Annotated in this window: 13 protein-coding genes; 6 read left to right on the top strand and 7 right to left on the bottom strand. The window is 64.7% G+C overall.

The window, feature by feature from the left end; genetic code table 11:
• Positions 1-10 precede the first annotated feature (10 nt).
• Complete coding sequence (locus tag RhoFasB10_RS01105; RefSeq protein ID WP_068432081.1) at positions 11-2,113, bottom strand: hydantoinase/oxoprolinase family protein; 2,103 nt, start codon at positions 2,111-2,113, stop codon at positions 11-13.
• A gap of 256 nt (positions 2,114-2,369) precedes the next feature.
• Between RhoFasB10_RS01105 and RhoFasB10_RS01100 the strand changes: the two genes are divergently transcribed.
• From RhoFasB10_RS01100 to RhoFasB10_RS01085, 4 genes are read left to right on the top strand one after another with little or no spacing between them, the layout of a single operon-like run.
• On the top strand, positions 2,370-3,122 hold the full coding sequence (locus tag RhoFasB10_RS01100; protein ID WP_167674720.1) for a maleate cis-trans isomerase: 753 nt from the start codon (positions 2,370-2,372) through the stop codon (positions 3,120-3,122).
• Positions 3,123-3,134: 12 nt separating this feature from the next.
• The gene (locus RhoFasB10_RS01095; protein ID WP_068431785.1) at positions 3,135-3,764 is read left to right on the top strand and encodes a VOC family protein; all 630 of its coding nucleotides are present in this window, start codon (positions 3,135-3,137) and stop codon (positions 3,762-3,764) included.
• Positions 3,761-4,006 (top strand): hypothetical protein, encoded by a 246-nt coding sequence (locus tag RhoFasB10_RS01090; protein ID WP_068431782.1) that lies wholly within the window; start codon positions 3,761-3,763, stop codon positions 4,004-4,006. The genes RhoFasB10_RS01095 and RhoFasB10_RS01090 overlap by 4 nt, the downstream gene beginning before the upstream one ends.
• Positions 4,003-5,238 carry an alpha/beta hydrolase gene (locus RhoFasB10_RS01085; protein WP_167674718.1) on the top strand — a complete coding sequence of 412 codons (1,236 nt, stop codon included), beginning with the start codon at positions 4,003-4,005 and terminating at the stop codon, positions 5,236-5,238. Before RhoFasB10_RS01090 ends, RhoFasB10_RS01085 begins: the two co-directional genes overlap by 4 nt.
• A gap of 66 nt (positions 5,239-5,304) precedes the next feature.
• Here the strand turns inward: RhoFasB10_RS01085 and RhoFasB10_RS01080 are convergent, their stop codons facing one another.
• A complete protein-coding gene (locus RhoFasB10_RS01080) occupies positions 5,305-6,297 on the bottom strand; it encodes a sugar phosphate isomerase/epimerase (protein WP_068431777.1) in 993 nt (330 codons plus the stop codon).
• 71 nt (positions 6,298-6,368) lie between these two features.
• Positions 6,369-7,544, bottom strand: coding sequence for a Gfo/Idh/MocA family oxidoreductase (locus RhoFasB10_RS01075; protein ID WP_068432078.1), 1,176 nt, complete (start codon positions 7,542-7,544; stop codon positions 6,369-6,371).
• Positions 7,545-7,687: 143 nt separating this feature from the next.
• Between RhoFasB10_RS01075 and RhoFasB10_RS01070 the strand changes: the two genes are divergently transcribed.
• The gene (locus RhoFasB10_RS01070; protein ID WP_068431774.1) at positions 7,688-8,713 is read left to right on the top strand and encodes a LacI family DNA-binding transcriptional regulator; all 1,026 of its coding nucleotides are present in this window, start codon (positions 7,688-7,690) and stop codon (positions 8,711-8,713) included.
• A 21-nt stretch (positions 8,714-8,734) separates the two neighbouring features.
• Here the strand turns inward: RhoFasB10_RS01070 and RhoFasB10_RS01065 are convergent, their stop codons facing one another.
• Positions 8,735-9,049: a WhiB family transcriptional regulator gene (locus RhoFasB10_RS01065; protein WP_084424080.1), complete on the bottom strand. Its 315-nt coding sequence runs from the start codon at positions 9,047-9,049 to the stop codon at positions 8,735-8,737.
• Between the two features lie 123 nt (positions 9,050-9,172).
• Here RhoFasB10_RS01065 and RhoFasB10_RS01060 point away from each other — a divergent pair, with 123 nt between their 5' ends.
• On the top strand, positions 9,173-10,369 hold the full coding sequence (locus RhoFasB10_RS01060; RefSeq protein ID WP_068432076.1) for an ROK family transcriptional regulator: 1,197 nt from the start codon (positions 9,173-9,175) through the stop codon (positions 10,367-10,369).
• 23 nt (positions 10,370-10,392) lie between these two features.
• On the opposite strand, the gene RhoFasB10_RS01055 is transcribed toward RhoFasB10_RS01060, so the two are convergent.
• Genes RhoFasB10_RS01055 through RhoFasB10_RS01045 form a run of 3 tightly spaced genes read right to left on the bottom strand, consistent with a single transcriptional unit; the run spans position 10,393 to position 12,481 of the window.
• Positions 10,393-11,673: a SpoIIE family protein phosphatase gene (locus RhoFasB10_RS01055; RefSeq protein WP_084424078.1), complete on the bottom strand. Its 1,281-nt coding sequence runs from the start codon at positions 11,671-11,673 to the stop codon at positions 10,393-10,395.
• Positions 11,670-12,101 (bottom strand): ATP-binding protein, encoded by a 432-nt coding sequence (locus RhoFasB10_RS01050; protein ID WP_068431768.1) that lies wholly within the window; start codon positions 12,099-12,101, stop codon positions 11,670-11,672. Before RhoFasB10_RS01050 ends, RhoFasB10_RS01055 begins: the two co-directional genes overlap by 4 nt.
• Complete coding sequence (locus RhoFasB10_RS01045) at positions 12,098-12,481, bottom strand: STAS domain-containing protein (protein ID WP_068431765.1); 384 nt, start codon at positions 12,479-12,481, stop codon at positions 12,098-12,100. The genes RhoFasB10_RS01050 and RhoFasB10_RS01045 overlap by 4 nt, the downstream gene beginning before the upstream one ends.
• Positions 12,482-12,485 lie beyond the last annotated feature (4 nt).

The raw sequence follows: 12,485 nt of genomic DNA, 5'->3' as shown, positions 1-12,485 counted from the left end.
TCCTGGGTGCTTACTGGGCGACGATGTTCAGGTTGCCGAGGCGGTCGACGGTGCCTGTGGTGCCGTGCGGAACGACGACGGTCGTGGTGGGTACCTCGACGATCGCGGGACCGGTGATGACGTGGCCCGCGGCGAGCTTGCTGTAGTCGTAGACGTCGGTGTCCACGTAGCCGATTCGGCCGTCGAGGCACACCTGCCGTGATCCGATGCGTGCGTCGGCCGAGTCGGCCGAGTCGGCGGATTTCAGCTCCGGGAGTGTCGGGGAGAAGGGGAGGACGCCGGTGGCGCGTACGCGATAGGTGATGGCTTGAATTCCTGCCTCGCGGAATCCGCTGTCCTTGCCGTACAGGTCCGCGTACCGCATCTCGAACAGGTCCGACGCATGAGCGATGCTCGCGGCGTCGAGATTGCCTGCGGGTATCGACGTCGCGACCTCGGCGAGCTGCATCGTGTACCGCATGTCGATCTCGCGCTCGATCTCGATGTCGGCGAACTTCAGGCCTTGTCGACCGAGCGCTTCGCGGACTCGTTGCTCGAGGCCGTCGAAATTCTGTTCTGCACGGGCGGGATCGAGTGGCATGGCTGCGGGATCGGACAACTCGGCTGCCAGAACGATGTTCGACGACGCCAGGCCGTAGGCCGAGAAGGCCGACGCGACCTGTCCGAGCGGCACGATCACTTCCTTGACTCCGACCTCGGCTGCGTATCCGGCGCAGTGCGCTGGTCCTGCACCACCGAAGGCGTAGAGAACGAAATCTCGTGGGTCGTGGCCCGCTTCGACGACGGTCTTGCGGAGGAGGTCGCCCGTTTGAGCGTTCTGAACGGCGTAGATCGCGGCGGCGGCCTCCTCGACAGTCAGTCCGAGCGGTTCGGCAATGCGACGCCGGATGGCCTCGCGTGCCTTTTCCTTGTCGAGAGCCTTTCGGCCACCGAGCAATCCGCGTTCGGGAAGAATCCCGAGGACGAGGTTCGCGTCGGCGTTGGTGGGTTCGGTTCCGCCCTGGCCGTAACACGCGGGGCCCGGTACTGCCTGTGCGCTGTGTGGTCCGATCTGGAGGTTGCCGCCTGCGTCGACCCACGCGATCGCGCCGCCGCCCGATCCGATGGCGTGCACCTCGAGGGTGGGCACGTTGATCGGGTGGTGGTTGATGATGGTGCTGGACGCTCGTACCGGCTCTCCGTCGACGACGAGTCCCACGAGGAATGTGGTACCGCCGACGTCGGTGGCGATGATGTTCTCGTGCCCGAGTTGCTTGCCGAGCGAGACCGCCCCGACGACACCACCGGTGAGGACGGAACCGACGGTACTGATGGCATTGTTCGGTGCTTCGGAGGCAGCGACGGCGCCGCCGTTGCTCTGCATGACCAACAGAGGACCGGCCAGATCGAGCGCGCGCAGCTTCTCTTCGAGTGAACCGAGGTAGTCGCGAAGCCCCGGACCGATCTGGGTGCTCATGATCGTGGTCGCGTTGCGGGCGAACTCGCGAATGCGAGGACTTACTTCGGACGAGAGCGAAACGAACATGGTCGGATCGATCTCGTGCACGAGTTCACGAATTCGCTGTTCGTGCACCGGGTTTCGGAACGACCACAGCAACGATACGGCGATGCCCGACACGCCGTCGTCCACGAGCCGGCGGATCGAATCACGCGCGGAGTCCTCGTCGAGGGCGACGACGATGTTGCCGTCGCGGTCGAGGCGTTCGGTGACCTCGAGGGCATGTTTCTTGGGCACGAGGCCGTGAGACTTGCTCTGGCCGAGCACGTTCTGCAGTTGCTCCGGTGACCGGCCGAGGTACCGGCCCTCGACGTTCATGATGTAGATCGAGTCTCGGTGCCCCTTGGTGGTCAGAAAGCCGACCGGGGGAACGTTGCCCATGACCAGCGCATTGAGCGACGACGTGGTGCCGTGTGCGATGTGGTGGGTGTTCGCGAGCATCTCGGCAACCGGTAGGCCGAGCTGAGCGGCCAGAACTTCCAGCACGTCGATGACGCCCTGGGAGTAGTCGGGCGGGGTCGAGGGTGCCTTGGCTGCGACGACGGTACCGGATCCGTCGTCGAGTACTGCGTCTGTGAACGTGCCGCCGACGTCCACTCCGATCACGTAGGTCATGTCGGTGTGCTCCTTAGGTCCGAGTCGAAGACGCCCGAGAGGTGTGAGTGCGTGCTCCAACACCGCTTACGTCTGCGTCGAGTATTCGACGTTGACGAAAACATGTCAAGTAGTAAACGTGAGCGGGATCACCACCTGTGATCTTGCCTGATGGCCCGCCGGGTCGGGATGGCGCAGCTGGGGCGGGCTTGACGGATCGTCGCGGACGTCGAATACTCGTCATTGGCGTAAATTTCTTCGATTCGAAGGGCACACCATGAGTTTTCACCGCATCGGACTCGTCGTACCGAGTTCCAATGTGACCGTCGAGACCGAGATGCCGGAGCTGTTGGCGCGGCACTCGGATGCGCGCTTTTCGTTCCATTCCAGCCGTATGCGCATGCAGGCCGTGTCACCGGAACAGCTGCGCGCGATGAATGCCCAACGTGAGCGGTGCATTCTCGAACTGGGTGATGCCGACGTCGACGCGATCCTGTACGCATGCCTGGTCGCGCCGATGGCTGCCGGCCCCGGCGAACACCAGCGTGTCGAAGGGCTCGTCGCCGAACAACTGGCGGCGGGAGGGTCCGACGCGGCCGTCAGGTCCAGTGCCGGCGCGTTGGTGGAAGCATTGAACGCGCTGAAGGCCACCTCCATCGCACTCGTCACGCCGTACATGAAGCCGCTGGCCGAGAAGGTCGTCGAATACCTCGAAGCCGAAGGCTTTCACATCGTCGACTGGCGCGCACTCGAGGTGTCCGACAATGCAGAGGTCGGTTGCATCCCCGGAGCACGGGTGATGGATGCCGCGCGGTCGCTCGAGTTGACGGGTGTCGACGCTCTCGTCATTTCCGCCTGCGTGCAGATGCCGTCGCTGCCGCTCGTGCAGGCAGCCGAAGACGAGTTCGGAATTCCGGTTCTGTCGGCAGCGACCGCAGGCGCATACAGCCTGCTTCGTGCACTCGACCTACCTGTCGATCTGCCCGACGCGGGGTCCCTGCTTCGAGCAGACGCGGCAGTAACTCTCTAGAAAGGAGATCAGATGTCCCTCCCACACAAGGTCAAAGGCGTCGACCACGTCGCCTACCCGACGTTCGACCCGGCCGCGACGGTCGAGTTCTACCGCGACGTCCTGGGGTTCCCCGTCGTGCACTCCATCTGCGCAGCAGGCTGGGGCCCGGAGAAGCACCCTGATTTCATTCATTTCTTCTTCGACATCGGAAACGACGACCGACTCGCCTTCTTCTACTACTTCGGACTCGAACCGTTCGACGGTGGGCCACAGGGGGATTCGTACTCGCGGTTCGCCGAGGACGTGCCGATCTTCTTCATCCGATCACGGCACCTCGCGATCCACGTGGACAGCGAGGACGATCTGCTCGAGTATCGGCGCCGTCTCGACGGCAGCGAATGGCCTGTCGAGATGCAGATCCAGCACGAGACGATCGAGTCGATCTACACGCACGATCCCAACGGATACATGATCGAGATCACGAGGGCGATGCGTCCGGTCACCCCGCAGGAAGATCTCGACGCCAACCTGACGATCGACGCTCTCATCGACGTCGTGCGCGGCCCCGACCCCAGCATGGCGAACCTGTTGACGCGCAAAGCTGAGTTGATCGTCGAACGCGCAGCCGATTGGGTTCCCGAAGAGGTCGGTACTCGATGACTACTTTGTTCGTTCTGGATGTTCCCGAGAACACCGCGATCGCCGCTGTCGCAGGCCAGGATTCGGCGGTGGAGATCGATCGCATCGGACCGTACTTTCGTATTCGATCCGCTGGCGAGATCGTGATAGATCGCCGAGCGACCGGCTGCAGACACGCAGTCTGGTACTCCAGTGTCGCCGGTTTGCATCGGTCCCGAATTCTGCAGTGGGACAAGGACGCGATGCGGGTCGACGCGCTATGACCTCGACCAGTTCGAGGCTGGGCGCAGGCCGCTACATCGATGCCGCGGAGGCGCCGCCCTCGACCGTGACGTCGGTACACGAGTTGCGGACGGCCGACGATGCCCGAGTGAGCGGCGTCCTACGAACCGTCCCGGGCGCGCGCACCGTCGTCACGTTGATGCATCCACGGCAGGACCTGACACACCACGTTCTGGTTCCCGAGCTGCTCGCTCGCGGTTACGCGGTGTGGACTCAGGGCACCCGATCGGTCAACAACGATCTGGCCCTGGTGCACGAGCAGGCGCTTCTCGACGTCGCCGCGGGGCAGGTCTTCGTGCAGGAGAAATTCGATCACGTTGTCACGTTGGGTCATTCGGGGGGCGGTACGCTCTTCGCGTTCTATCACGAGCAGGCCGGCCTCGCGCCCTCGCAGCGATTGACGACAACCCCGGCGGGACGGCCGATCGACCTTGCGTCGGCCGACATGCCGATCCCCGACGGCGCGCTGTTCATGGCACCGCATCCCGGCCAGGGCGCTCTGCTGCTGCGGTTGATCGACCCGTCGGTCATCGACGAATCGGATCCGATGTCGGTGGATTCGGCGCTCGATCCGTTCGATCCGGCGAACGGTTTCGCCGAGGCGCCCGAAAGTTCATCGTACTCACCGGAATTCCTCGTACGGTATCGCGCAGCGCAGCGGCAGCGAATCGAGCGTCTCGACGAGGTCGCGCGTGACCGCGTCGCCGAGGCGACGGACGCTCGTCGACGGTTCGAGACCAGCGGCAACCCCGTCGACCGCCGAACCGCCCTCGCCCCCAGAATCCTCACCGTTCACCGGACGGACGCCGATCCGAGGTTCATGGATCTGTCGTTGAGTCCGAACGACCGGCCGTACGGGTCGTTGTTCGGCCGTCGGCCGGATCTGACCAATTACGGGCTCGTCGGGTTCGGGCGTCTGTCCACACCGGACGCCTGGCTGTCCACATGGTCGGGGCTGTCCACCAACGCGGATTTCGTTCGATGCGCTCCAGGCGTCGTGGTGCCGTCGTTGTTCGTCGAATTGACCGGCGATCAGGCGTGTTTCCCGGAGGACGCCGAAGTCATGTTCGATGCATTGGGCTCGGTCGACAAGACCACCGTCGGGGTCGCAGGAACCCATTTCGGAGGACCGATCGCCCCCGGCGCACCTCCGGGTGCTTCGCTGGCTGCCGCCGACATCGGCGCGTGGCTTGCCGAGCACTTCGACCGGTAGACAACAGAAGCCGGTCTGAGACGACTCATCCGGGCGCGGCTGAAATGCTGCGCCCGGATGCCGTTGTCAGAGAGCAGCTTTGGCATTGTTCAGCGTATCGACGGCGATCTGGAGACCTTCGAGAGGACCGTAGGCGGTGTCCTCGTGTTCGATGTTGACGGCCATGTTGGGGTCGATCTTCTGAAGCGCTGCGAGGAAGCGGGTCCAGAACTCGACGTCGTGGCCCTCACCGACGGCGACGAAGTCCCAGGCGGAGTCCTCGGGCCACTTGTTGACCACGTGCCTGCCGCCGAGACCGGTGGGGTTCTGATCGGCAGGGATGCGCGTGAAGCGGTCGTCGAGGACGCCGTAAATTTCGCAGTTCGGGTTGATACGGGTGTCCTTGGCGGCAGCGTGGAAGACCAGCGGTCCGAGCCATTCGATGGCCTTGACCGGGTCGATGCCCTGCCAGAACAGGTGCGACGGATCCATTTCGGCGCCGACGTTCGTCAGCCCGCCCTTCTCCACCAGACGCTTCATCGTCGGCGGGTTGAACACGAGGTTCTGCGGGTGCATCTCGATGGCGACCTTGACGCCGTTCTCGCGGGCGAGGGAGTCGATCTCTTTCCAGAACGGGACGGCGACCTGGTCCCACTGGTAGTCCTGGGAGTCGAGGTAGCCCGAATCCCACGTGTTGACGTGCCATGCCGGCCACGTGCCGCCCTCGTGTGCTGCCGGTAGTCCGGACATGGTGACGACGCGGTCGACGCCGAGCAGTCCGGCGACCTCGATGGACTTGCGCAGGTCCTCGGCGTCCTCGGGGCCGACCTCGGGATCGGGATGCAGGGGATTGCCGTTGCAGTTCAGGCCGGCGATGGAGACGCCGGTGCCCTCGAAGTTCTTCAAGTATTCCTCGGGGCTGATCTTTCCGGCGAGGAGGTCGTCGACGGGAAGGTGGTTCGGGGGCAGGAAGCCACCGGAGTTGATCTCGATGCCTTCGAGACCGAGGGACGCGACCGTCGCGATGGCGTCGGGCAGGGTCTTGTCGTGCAGGATTGCGTTGTAGACGCCGAGCTTCATGTTGTCAGTCCTTGTAAGAGTCTGCGGTGGTGGTCTTTTCGGGGGCTGTTGGGGACGGAGCCCCCCGACTGTCAGATCTTGACGGCGATGCCGTTGCCTGCGGCCGACTCGGTGATGGCGGCGACGATCTGCATGCCGCGCAGGCCGTGCGCGAAGTCGGGGAGCTCGGGCAAACCTTGGATTCCAGCAACCTGATCCAGAAACGCACGTGCCTGATAGGCGAAGAACTCGGCCTTGCCGTGTCCGACGCCGCCGGCATCCATGGGCAGGCCGCCGCGAATGTAGGGGTGCTGGGGTCCGATGATGACCTGACGACGGCCGTTGACCGTGTCGTCGATGTCGGTGGTGGAGATGTGGAACTCCGAGGCGCGCTCGAGTGCCCAGGACGCGGAGCCCTTCGTGCCGAACACGTCGAACGAGAGCCCGTCCGGGTTGCAGTGCGAGACACGGGAAGCGGAGAACGTTCCGACGAACCCACCCTCGAACTGCACGGTGAAGGTGGCGACGTCCTCGTTCTCGACGGCAGCCATCTCGCCCGTCGTGTCGGCCTTGGTGTGGCCGTAGGTGACACCGACGGGGACGGGGCGTTCGGTGATGACAGTGGAGAACTGCGCGCCACGGACCGAGGTGATGGGTCCGGCGACGTATTCGGCGAGGTCGATCAGGTGGCTACCGACGTCGGCGAGGGCGCCGGTGCCGAGGCCGCCCTTGTAGCGCCAGGTAATCGGTCCGGTGGGATCGAGGGAGTAGTCGGCGCGGTAACGGCCGTCGAAGTGGACGATGTCGCCGAGGCGGCCGGCTTCGAGTTCGTCGGCGATGGCCTGGACCGCGGGGGAGCGGCGGTAGGTGTAGCCGACGGAGGCGATGCCGGTCGCGGACGCTGCTGCGGAGACCATGGACTGAGCGTCGGCGATGGAACCGGCGAGGGGCTTTTCGCACAGCACGTTCTTGCCCGCGGCGAGGAGTCCTTCGACGATCTCGCGGTGCAGGTGGTTGGCGACGACGACGCTGACGACCTGGATGTCGTCGGCAGCGGCGATGGCCTGCCAGCTGTACTCCGCACGTTCGTAGCCGTAGCGCTTGGCGGTGTCGTCGGCGATGGCCTCGTTCGTGTCGGCGATCGCGACGAGCCGTACGTCGGGACGGTCGGTACCGAACAGGGTCGATGCCATGCGGTATCCGGCTGCGTGGGCGCGGCCGGCCATTCCGCCGCCGATGACGGCAACGCCGATGGAGTCCTGTCTCATGAGCGTGATGCTTTCTGTCGTGGGGAGTTGCACATTTAGTTCGATCTATTTGACCGGTCTAATATGGCTACTATGAGACACCGGTCACGGCCATGTCAAGGCGGCGTAGGCGATGATCGGAACCGTCGAAGCGAGGAGGGCGCATGGGTAACGGGCGTTCGGTGACGATGCAGGACATTGCGGATCGGGTGGGTGTCTCGAAGGCGCTCGTCTCGATGATCTTCCGAGGGGTACCGGGCCCGAGCGCCGAGACCAAGGAGCGGGTCTTCGAGGTCGCCGCCGAGCTCGACTATCGCCCGAATCGCACCGCGGCTTTGCTGTCCCTGCGACGCACGCATCTGATCGGCGTCATGACGAACATCCGCAACCCCTTCCATGCCGAGATGGTCGAGCACATGGTGGCTGCGGCAGACGCGGTCGGGTACGAGATAGTTCTCGGCGCCGTCACGTCGACGCACCCCGAGTCCAAGGTGATCGAGACGCTTCTGGATTTTCGATGCGAGGCTGTCGTTCTTCTCGGACCCGAAGCCCCCGCGGAGTCGCTGATGCTGTGGGCCGAGCGTGTGCCCGTCGTATCCGTCGGACGTCGCGTCACCGGGGCCGGTGTCGATGTCGTGCGCGCCGGGGATTCGCCCGGCATGAGTGACGTCGTCGATCATCTCGTCGACTTCGGGCATCGCCGAATTGCACATTTGACCGGCGGCTCCGGATCGATCGCGATCGATCGATCGGCTGGGTATCGTCGCGCGATGCGCAGGCACGGCCTTGCCGAGTACGAGTGCGTAGTGGACGGTGACTTCACCGAGAACTGCGCGCCGCGCGCCGTCCACGAGTTGTTCGGTTCCTCGGGGCCGCGGCCCACCGCAATCGTGGCAGCCAACGATCTCAGCGCCGCCGGTCTTCTGGATGCGTTGCGGCGCAATGGGTTCGCGGTACCCGGCGACGTGTCGGTCACCGGGTACGACGACAGTACCCTCGCCCGAATGGCGCACATCGATCTCACGACCGTCAGCCAGCGGCCGGAGGAGCAGGCAGTCAGGGCTGTGCGCGCTGCGGTCGAGCGGCTCGACGACGGCCGCGACGAGGCGGCGTCGACGGTCCTCAGACCCCGTCTCGTGGTGCGGGCAACTACTGGTCCGGTGCCTGCGGCAACCGACCGAGTCGTCTGACCACCCCAGGGCCCGCGACCGTTACGCTGTCTTGCGCTGCGCCCTCAGGTAATCCGCCCGCTCCGTCTGCGACATTCCGCCCCAGACACCGTACGGCTCACGGGTCTTGAGCGCATACGAACGACACTGCTCGAGCACTGGGCACCCCGTGCAGATCGCCTTGGCTTCCTGTTCTCGGCGCACCCGCGCGTGCCCGCGCTCGTCGTACGGGTGAAAGAACTGGGAAGAGCTGTGGCCGCGGCATTTTCCGTGGAGCTGCCAGTCCCACTCTTCTGTCACGGCAGGAGGCAGCCACACGGTTTTCGTCGGAACGTCGCGGACTCTCGGTGATGTCATTGCTCCTCCTTCAGGTCCTCGGGTACCACCCTAGAGCGACTTCGGATGTTAAACAACCCCACTTAGGTATTTAAAAGTCGTAAGTATGTTGCTGTTGTCATGTCCAGTTGGTTCAATGGCCTCATGCGAACACCGCGACCCAGCGCGCCTTCTGCCACCGCGGGTGCCGTATTCGCGCTTGTTCGTGACGGAGTTGCGACGACCCGCGCCGATCTGGCCAAACACACGGGCTTGTCACGTTCGGCCATCGTGTCGCGTGTCAATGCGCTGAGTGCGCTCGGACTCGTCGTCGAGACCGAGGACGATCGGTCGACCGGCGGTCGACCGCCTGCGCGACTGTCGTTCGATGTCGACGCAGGCATCGTGCTCGCTGCCGCGATCGGACGCAGTCGCTCGCAGTTGGCAGTGTTCACCGTCGGGGGTGACTTCCTGGCGGGGGATACCGTCGACCAGGAGATCGGCGTCGGACCAGATGAGCTGATGCCGCAGATCACCACACGGTTCGACGCGCTGATCGACGACGCAGGACGCGCCGGCCACCGAATTTTCGGGGTCGGACTGGCCATACCCGGTACCGCGGACACGGTGCGTGGGTGCAGTCTCGATTCGCCGATCATGCACGGATGGGACGGCGTTCCACTGGCGCCCTACTTCGGCCAATTGACCTCCGCGCCAGTCTTTCTCGACAATGACGCGAACGCGATGATCCTGGGCGAACGACGCGACACCCGAGAACACTTCGAGAACGTTCTGTTGGTGAAGGCGTCGACCGGTCTCGGTGCCGGGATCATTGCGGGCGGAGTGCTGCAACGCGGATCCTTGGGTGCTGCAGGCGAGTTCGGGCATACCAAGACGGCCGCGGCTGCAGGCGTGGCATGTCGCTGCGGGGACTCCGGTTGTCTCGAGGCAATAGCGGGCGGGTGGGCTCTGGTTCACGCGCTCCAGGACCAAGGGCGTTCGGTCGGACATATCCGAGACGTCGTCGATCTCGCGGTCGGCGGAGATGCCGAAGCGCGACGGCTCATCCGCGACAGCGGACGCCACATCGGCGAGACACTCGCCGGCGCAGTGAATTTGCTCAACCCGGAAATTCTGGTCCTGGGCGGAGACATGGCCAAGTCGTACGACATCTTCGTCGCAGGACTGCGGGAAACGGTCTATGGACGTGCGACGGCTCTGGCCACCCGCAACCTGACCATCAGAGCCACCATGCACAGTGGCCAGTCCGGTGTGATCGGCTGCGCCGCCTTGGTTTCCGATCGCGTGTTGAGTTCGGACGCCATCGATGCCTCGCTGCGTGCGAGTTCGGCCTCGGCCTGACCGGGCGAGCGGCGGGCGCGGTGTCAATCGTCCGATGTCGCAGGCAGTCCGAGCGCCAACAGAGCCACGTCGTCCTGCAGACCGCTGCCGAAACTGTCGAGGAGTTCGGCCAGACGGCCGATGATCGACTGTGCGCTGGTCGGCGCGGCTGCCGTCGCGAAGGACTGCAGTGCACCGTCGTCGTCGTACCGAGCCCGACCAGGCCCTACAACAGCTTCGGTGAGACCGTCGGTGTAGAAGGCCAAGACGTCCCCAGGCCGCAGATCCACGGTCGCCGCGACGAAGTGGGCGGACGCGAACGCCCCGACGAGCTGGCCGCCGCGGGTGTGCACATACTCGGCTGTGCCGTCTGCTTGTAGCCGTAGCGCCGGGGGATGTCCTCCGCTGGCCAGATGGACCACGACACCGTCGTCGCCGAGTGTGATCGTTCCGTACACGACTGTGCAGAATCGGGGATCGTCACCCCGAAACTCCTGATGCAAAACGGAATTGAGATTGTGCAGGACGGCGATCGGGTCGCGATCGAATACCGCTGCTGCGCGCAGCGTGTACCTGGTGAGCGATGTGACGGCAGCCGCCCCTGCGCCCTTGCCGCTGACGTCTCCGAGGAAGAACGCCCAGGTGGCCTCGTCCAACGGGAACACGTCGTAGAAGTCGCCGCCCACCTCGTCCAGCGACGCGGGGTGATAGAAGCCTGCCACTTCCATGCCGGGTGGTGCTGCCAACACGGGAGGCAACAACGTCCGCTGCAAGGTCGTAGCGAGAACCTGGACTTGCGTTCGCTCCGCCTCGGCGACTCTCCTGGCGTCCTCGGACTCGTCGAGCGCGATCCGAGTTCGCCCCAGAGCTGCTTCGGCGTCGATCTGCGCCGCGTGCGCTGTGTCGCGGTCGGAGATCAAGGCATTTTCTCGCACTACGTGATCGCCCGTGGAGTGAACCGAGATGACCACCGCGGCGTCGCCACTCGCTGATACGCGGTGATTGGCCACGAGTGACACTGGATTACCGCGCGTCGAGTCCGGTGCGGCCAAATCGGCTGCGGCCCCGATCGACGTACCGTCGGAGTGCGACGCGACAGCCAGGAGAATCGACAGTGTCTCGACACTGTCGTCGGTGAACAGCCGCGTGAGAGGCGATCCGATCACATCGCTGCGATCGCGTCGCACGAGGCGGAGCAACGTCGTGTTGATGTAACGAACGGCCTCGGAGTCCGCGTCGACGACGACGATCCCGCAGGGAGCATCGTCGATGAACTCCGAGATCCCTTCGGCCGAAAGGCTTTCGGGACTGCCGGGTGCGGTCATGACGACGCGGGTTCCGACAGACTCCAGACGATGGTCACCACCGTGCCGTCGTCGGTGTTGTCGACATCGAGGTTGTCGCTGACCGCTTCGATGAGTGCGAGACCGTGGCTGCGATCGGGTGTCGGAGTGGGCGGCTGCCAGGTCCCTGTGTCGGAGACGGTCACGCTGAGCGCGTGCGATTCGTGGATGGCCGTCAGCGTCATCTCTCCTTTGTTCTCGGAGCGGGCGTAGGCATGTTCGACGACATTCGCCAACGCCTCGTACGACGCCAGTTCGATGGCGTCGACGACGCTGTCAGCGACCTTCAGCCCTGTTGCCCACTTGCGTACACGGCGTCGCAACGTGGTGGCGGCGTCCGGCGCGGCGGGGCTGGTGTGTGTCCACCGGTCGGGGTCCAAACCGGGCTCGCCCGTCGAGGTCTCGGTCACGATCGAGCCGCCTGAGCTCGATCCCGGATGTAAGCGACCGCGGCAGGGATGCTCGCGAACGTCGACATGACTCGATCGATACCACTCAGCTGAATCGGCAGCACAACTTGATTGTTCACTGCGACGAGCGCCATCGTCGCAGCGGCCGGCAGATGCTCGTGGGTACGGACCAGTTCGGTGATCGCGCTCGACGCCAGGAACCGCACGTCGGACAAATCGACGACCAAGCCGGCCTCTGCAGATTCGGCTACCGGCCGTGCAGTGTCTGCCAGGTTGCGCACAGTCGACACGTCGAGTTCGCCGCTGACTGTCAAGATGGTCACCTGCCCATCGCGGGTCACCTGTGCATGAAAATGCCTGCCCGGAGGCTCGGTCGTCATGGAT

It is taken from the genome of Rhodococcus sp. B10 (assembly GCF_011770055.1).
GTDB lineage: Bacteria > Actinomycetota > Actinomycetes > Mycobacteriales > Mycobacteriaceae > Rhodococcoides > Rhodococcoides kyotonensis_B.
Note: the sequence above shows the minus strand (reverse complement) of the source record. Positions and strands in the feature narration are given on the sequence as shown.

Excerpts from the sequence above, each read along its gene's own strand:
- RhoFasB10_RS01105 (WP_068432081.1), bottom strand. The coding sequence starts at position 2,113 with ATGACCTACGTGATCGGAGTGGACGTCGGCGGCACGTTCACAGACGCA.
- RhoFasB10_RS01100 (WP_167674720.1), top strand. The coding sequence starts at position 2,370 with ATGAGTTTTCACCGCATCGGACTCGTCGTACCGAGTTCCAATGTGACC.
- RhoFasB10_RS01080 (WP_068431777.1), bottom strand. The coding sequence starts at position 6,297 with ATGAAGCTCGGCGTCTACAACGCAATCCTGCACGACAAGACCCTGCCC.
- RhoFasB10_RS01060 (WP_068432076.1), top strand. The coding sequence starts at position 9,173 with ATGCGAACACCGCGACCCAGCGCGCCTTCTGCCACCGCGGGTGCCGTA.
- RhoFasB10_RS01090 (WP_068431782.1), top strand. The coding sequence starts at position 3,761 with ATGACTACTTTGTTCGTTCTGGATGTTCCCGAGAACACCGCGATCGCC.
- RhoFasB10_RS01085 (WP_167674718.1), top strand. The coding sequence starts at position 4,003 with ATGACCTCGACCAGTTCGAGGCTGGGCGCAGGCCGCTACATCGATGCC.
- RhoFasB10_RS01070 (WP_068431774.1), top strand. The coding sequence starts at position 7,688 with ATGGGTAACGGGCGTTCGGTGACGATGCAGGACATTGCGGATCGGGTG.
- RhoFasB10_RS01075 (WP_068432078.1), bottom strand. The coding sequence starts at position 7,544 with ATGAGACAGGACTCCATCGGCGTTGCCGTCATCGGCGGCGGAATGGCC.
- RhoFasB10_RS01055 (WP_084424078.1), bottom strand. The coding sequence starts at position 11,673 with ATGACCGCACCCGGCAGTCCCGAAAGCCTTTCGGCCGAAGGGATCTCG.
- RhoFasB10_RS01095 (WP_068431785.1), top strand. The coding sequence starts at position 3,135 with ATGTCCCTCCCACACAAGGTCAAAGGCGTCGACCACGTCGCCTACCCG.
- RhoFasB10_RS01065 (WP_084424080.1), bottom strand. The coding sequence starts at position 9,049 with ATGACATCACCGAGAGTCCGCGACGTTCCGACGAAAACCGTGTGGCTG.
- RhoFasB10_RS01045 (WP_068431765.1), bottom strand. The coding sequence starts at position 12,481 with ATGACGACCGAGCCTCCGGGCAGGCATTTTCATGCACAGGTGACCCGC.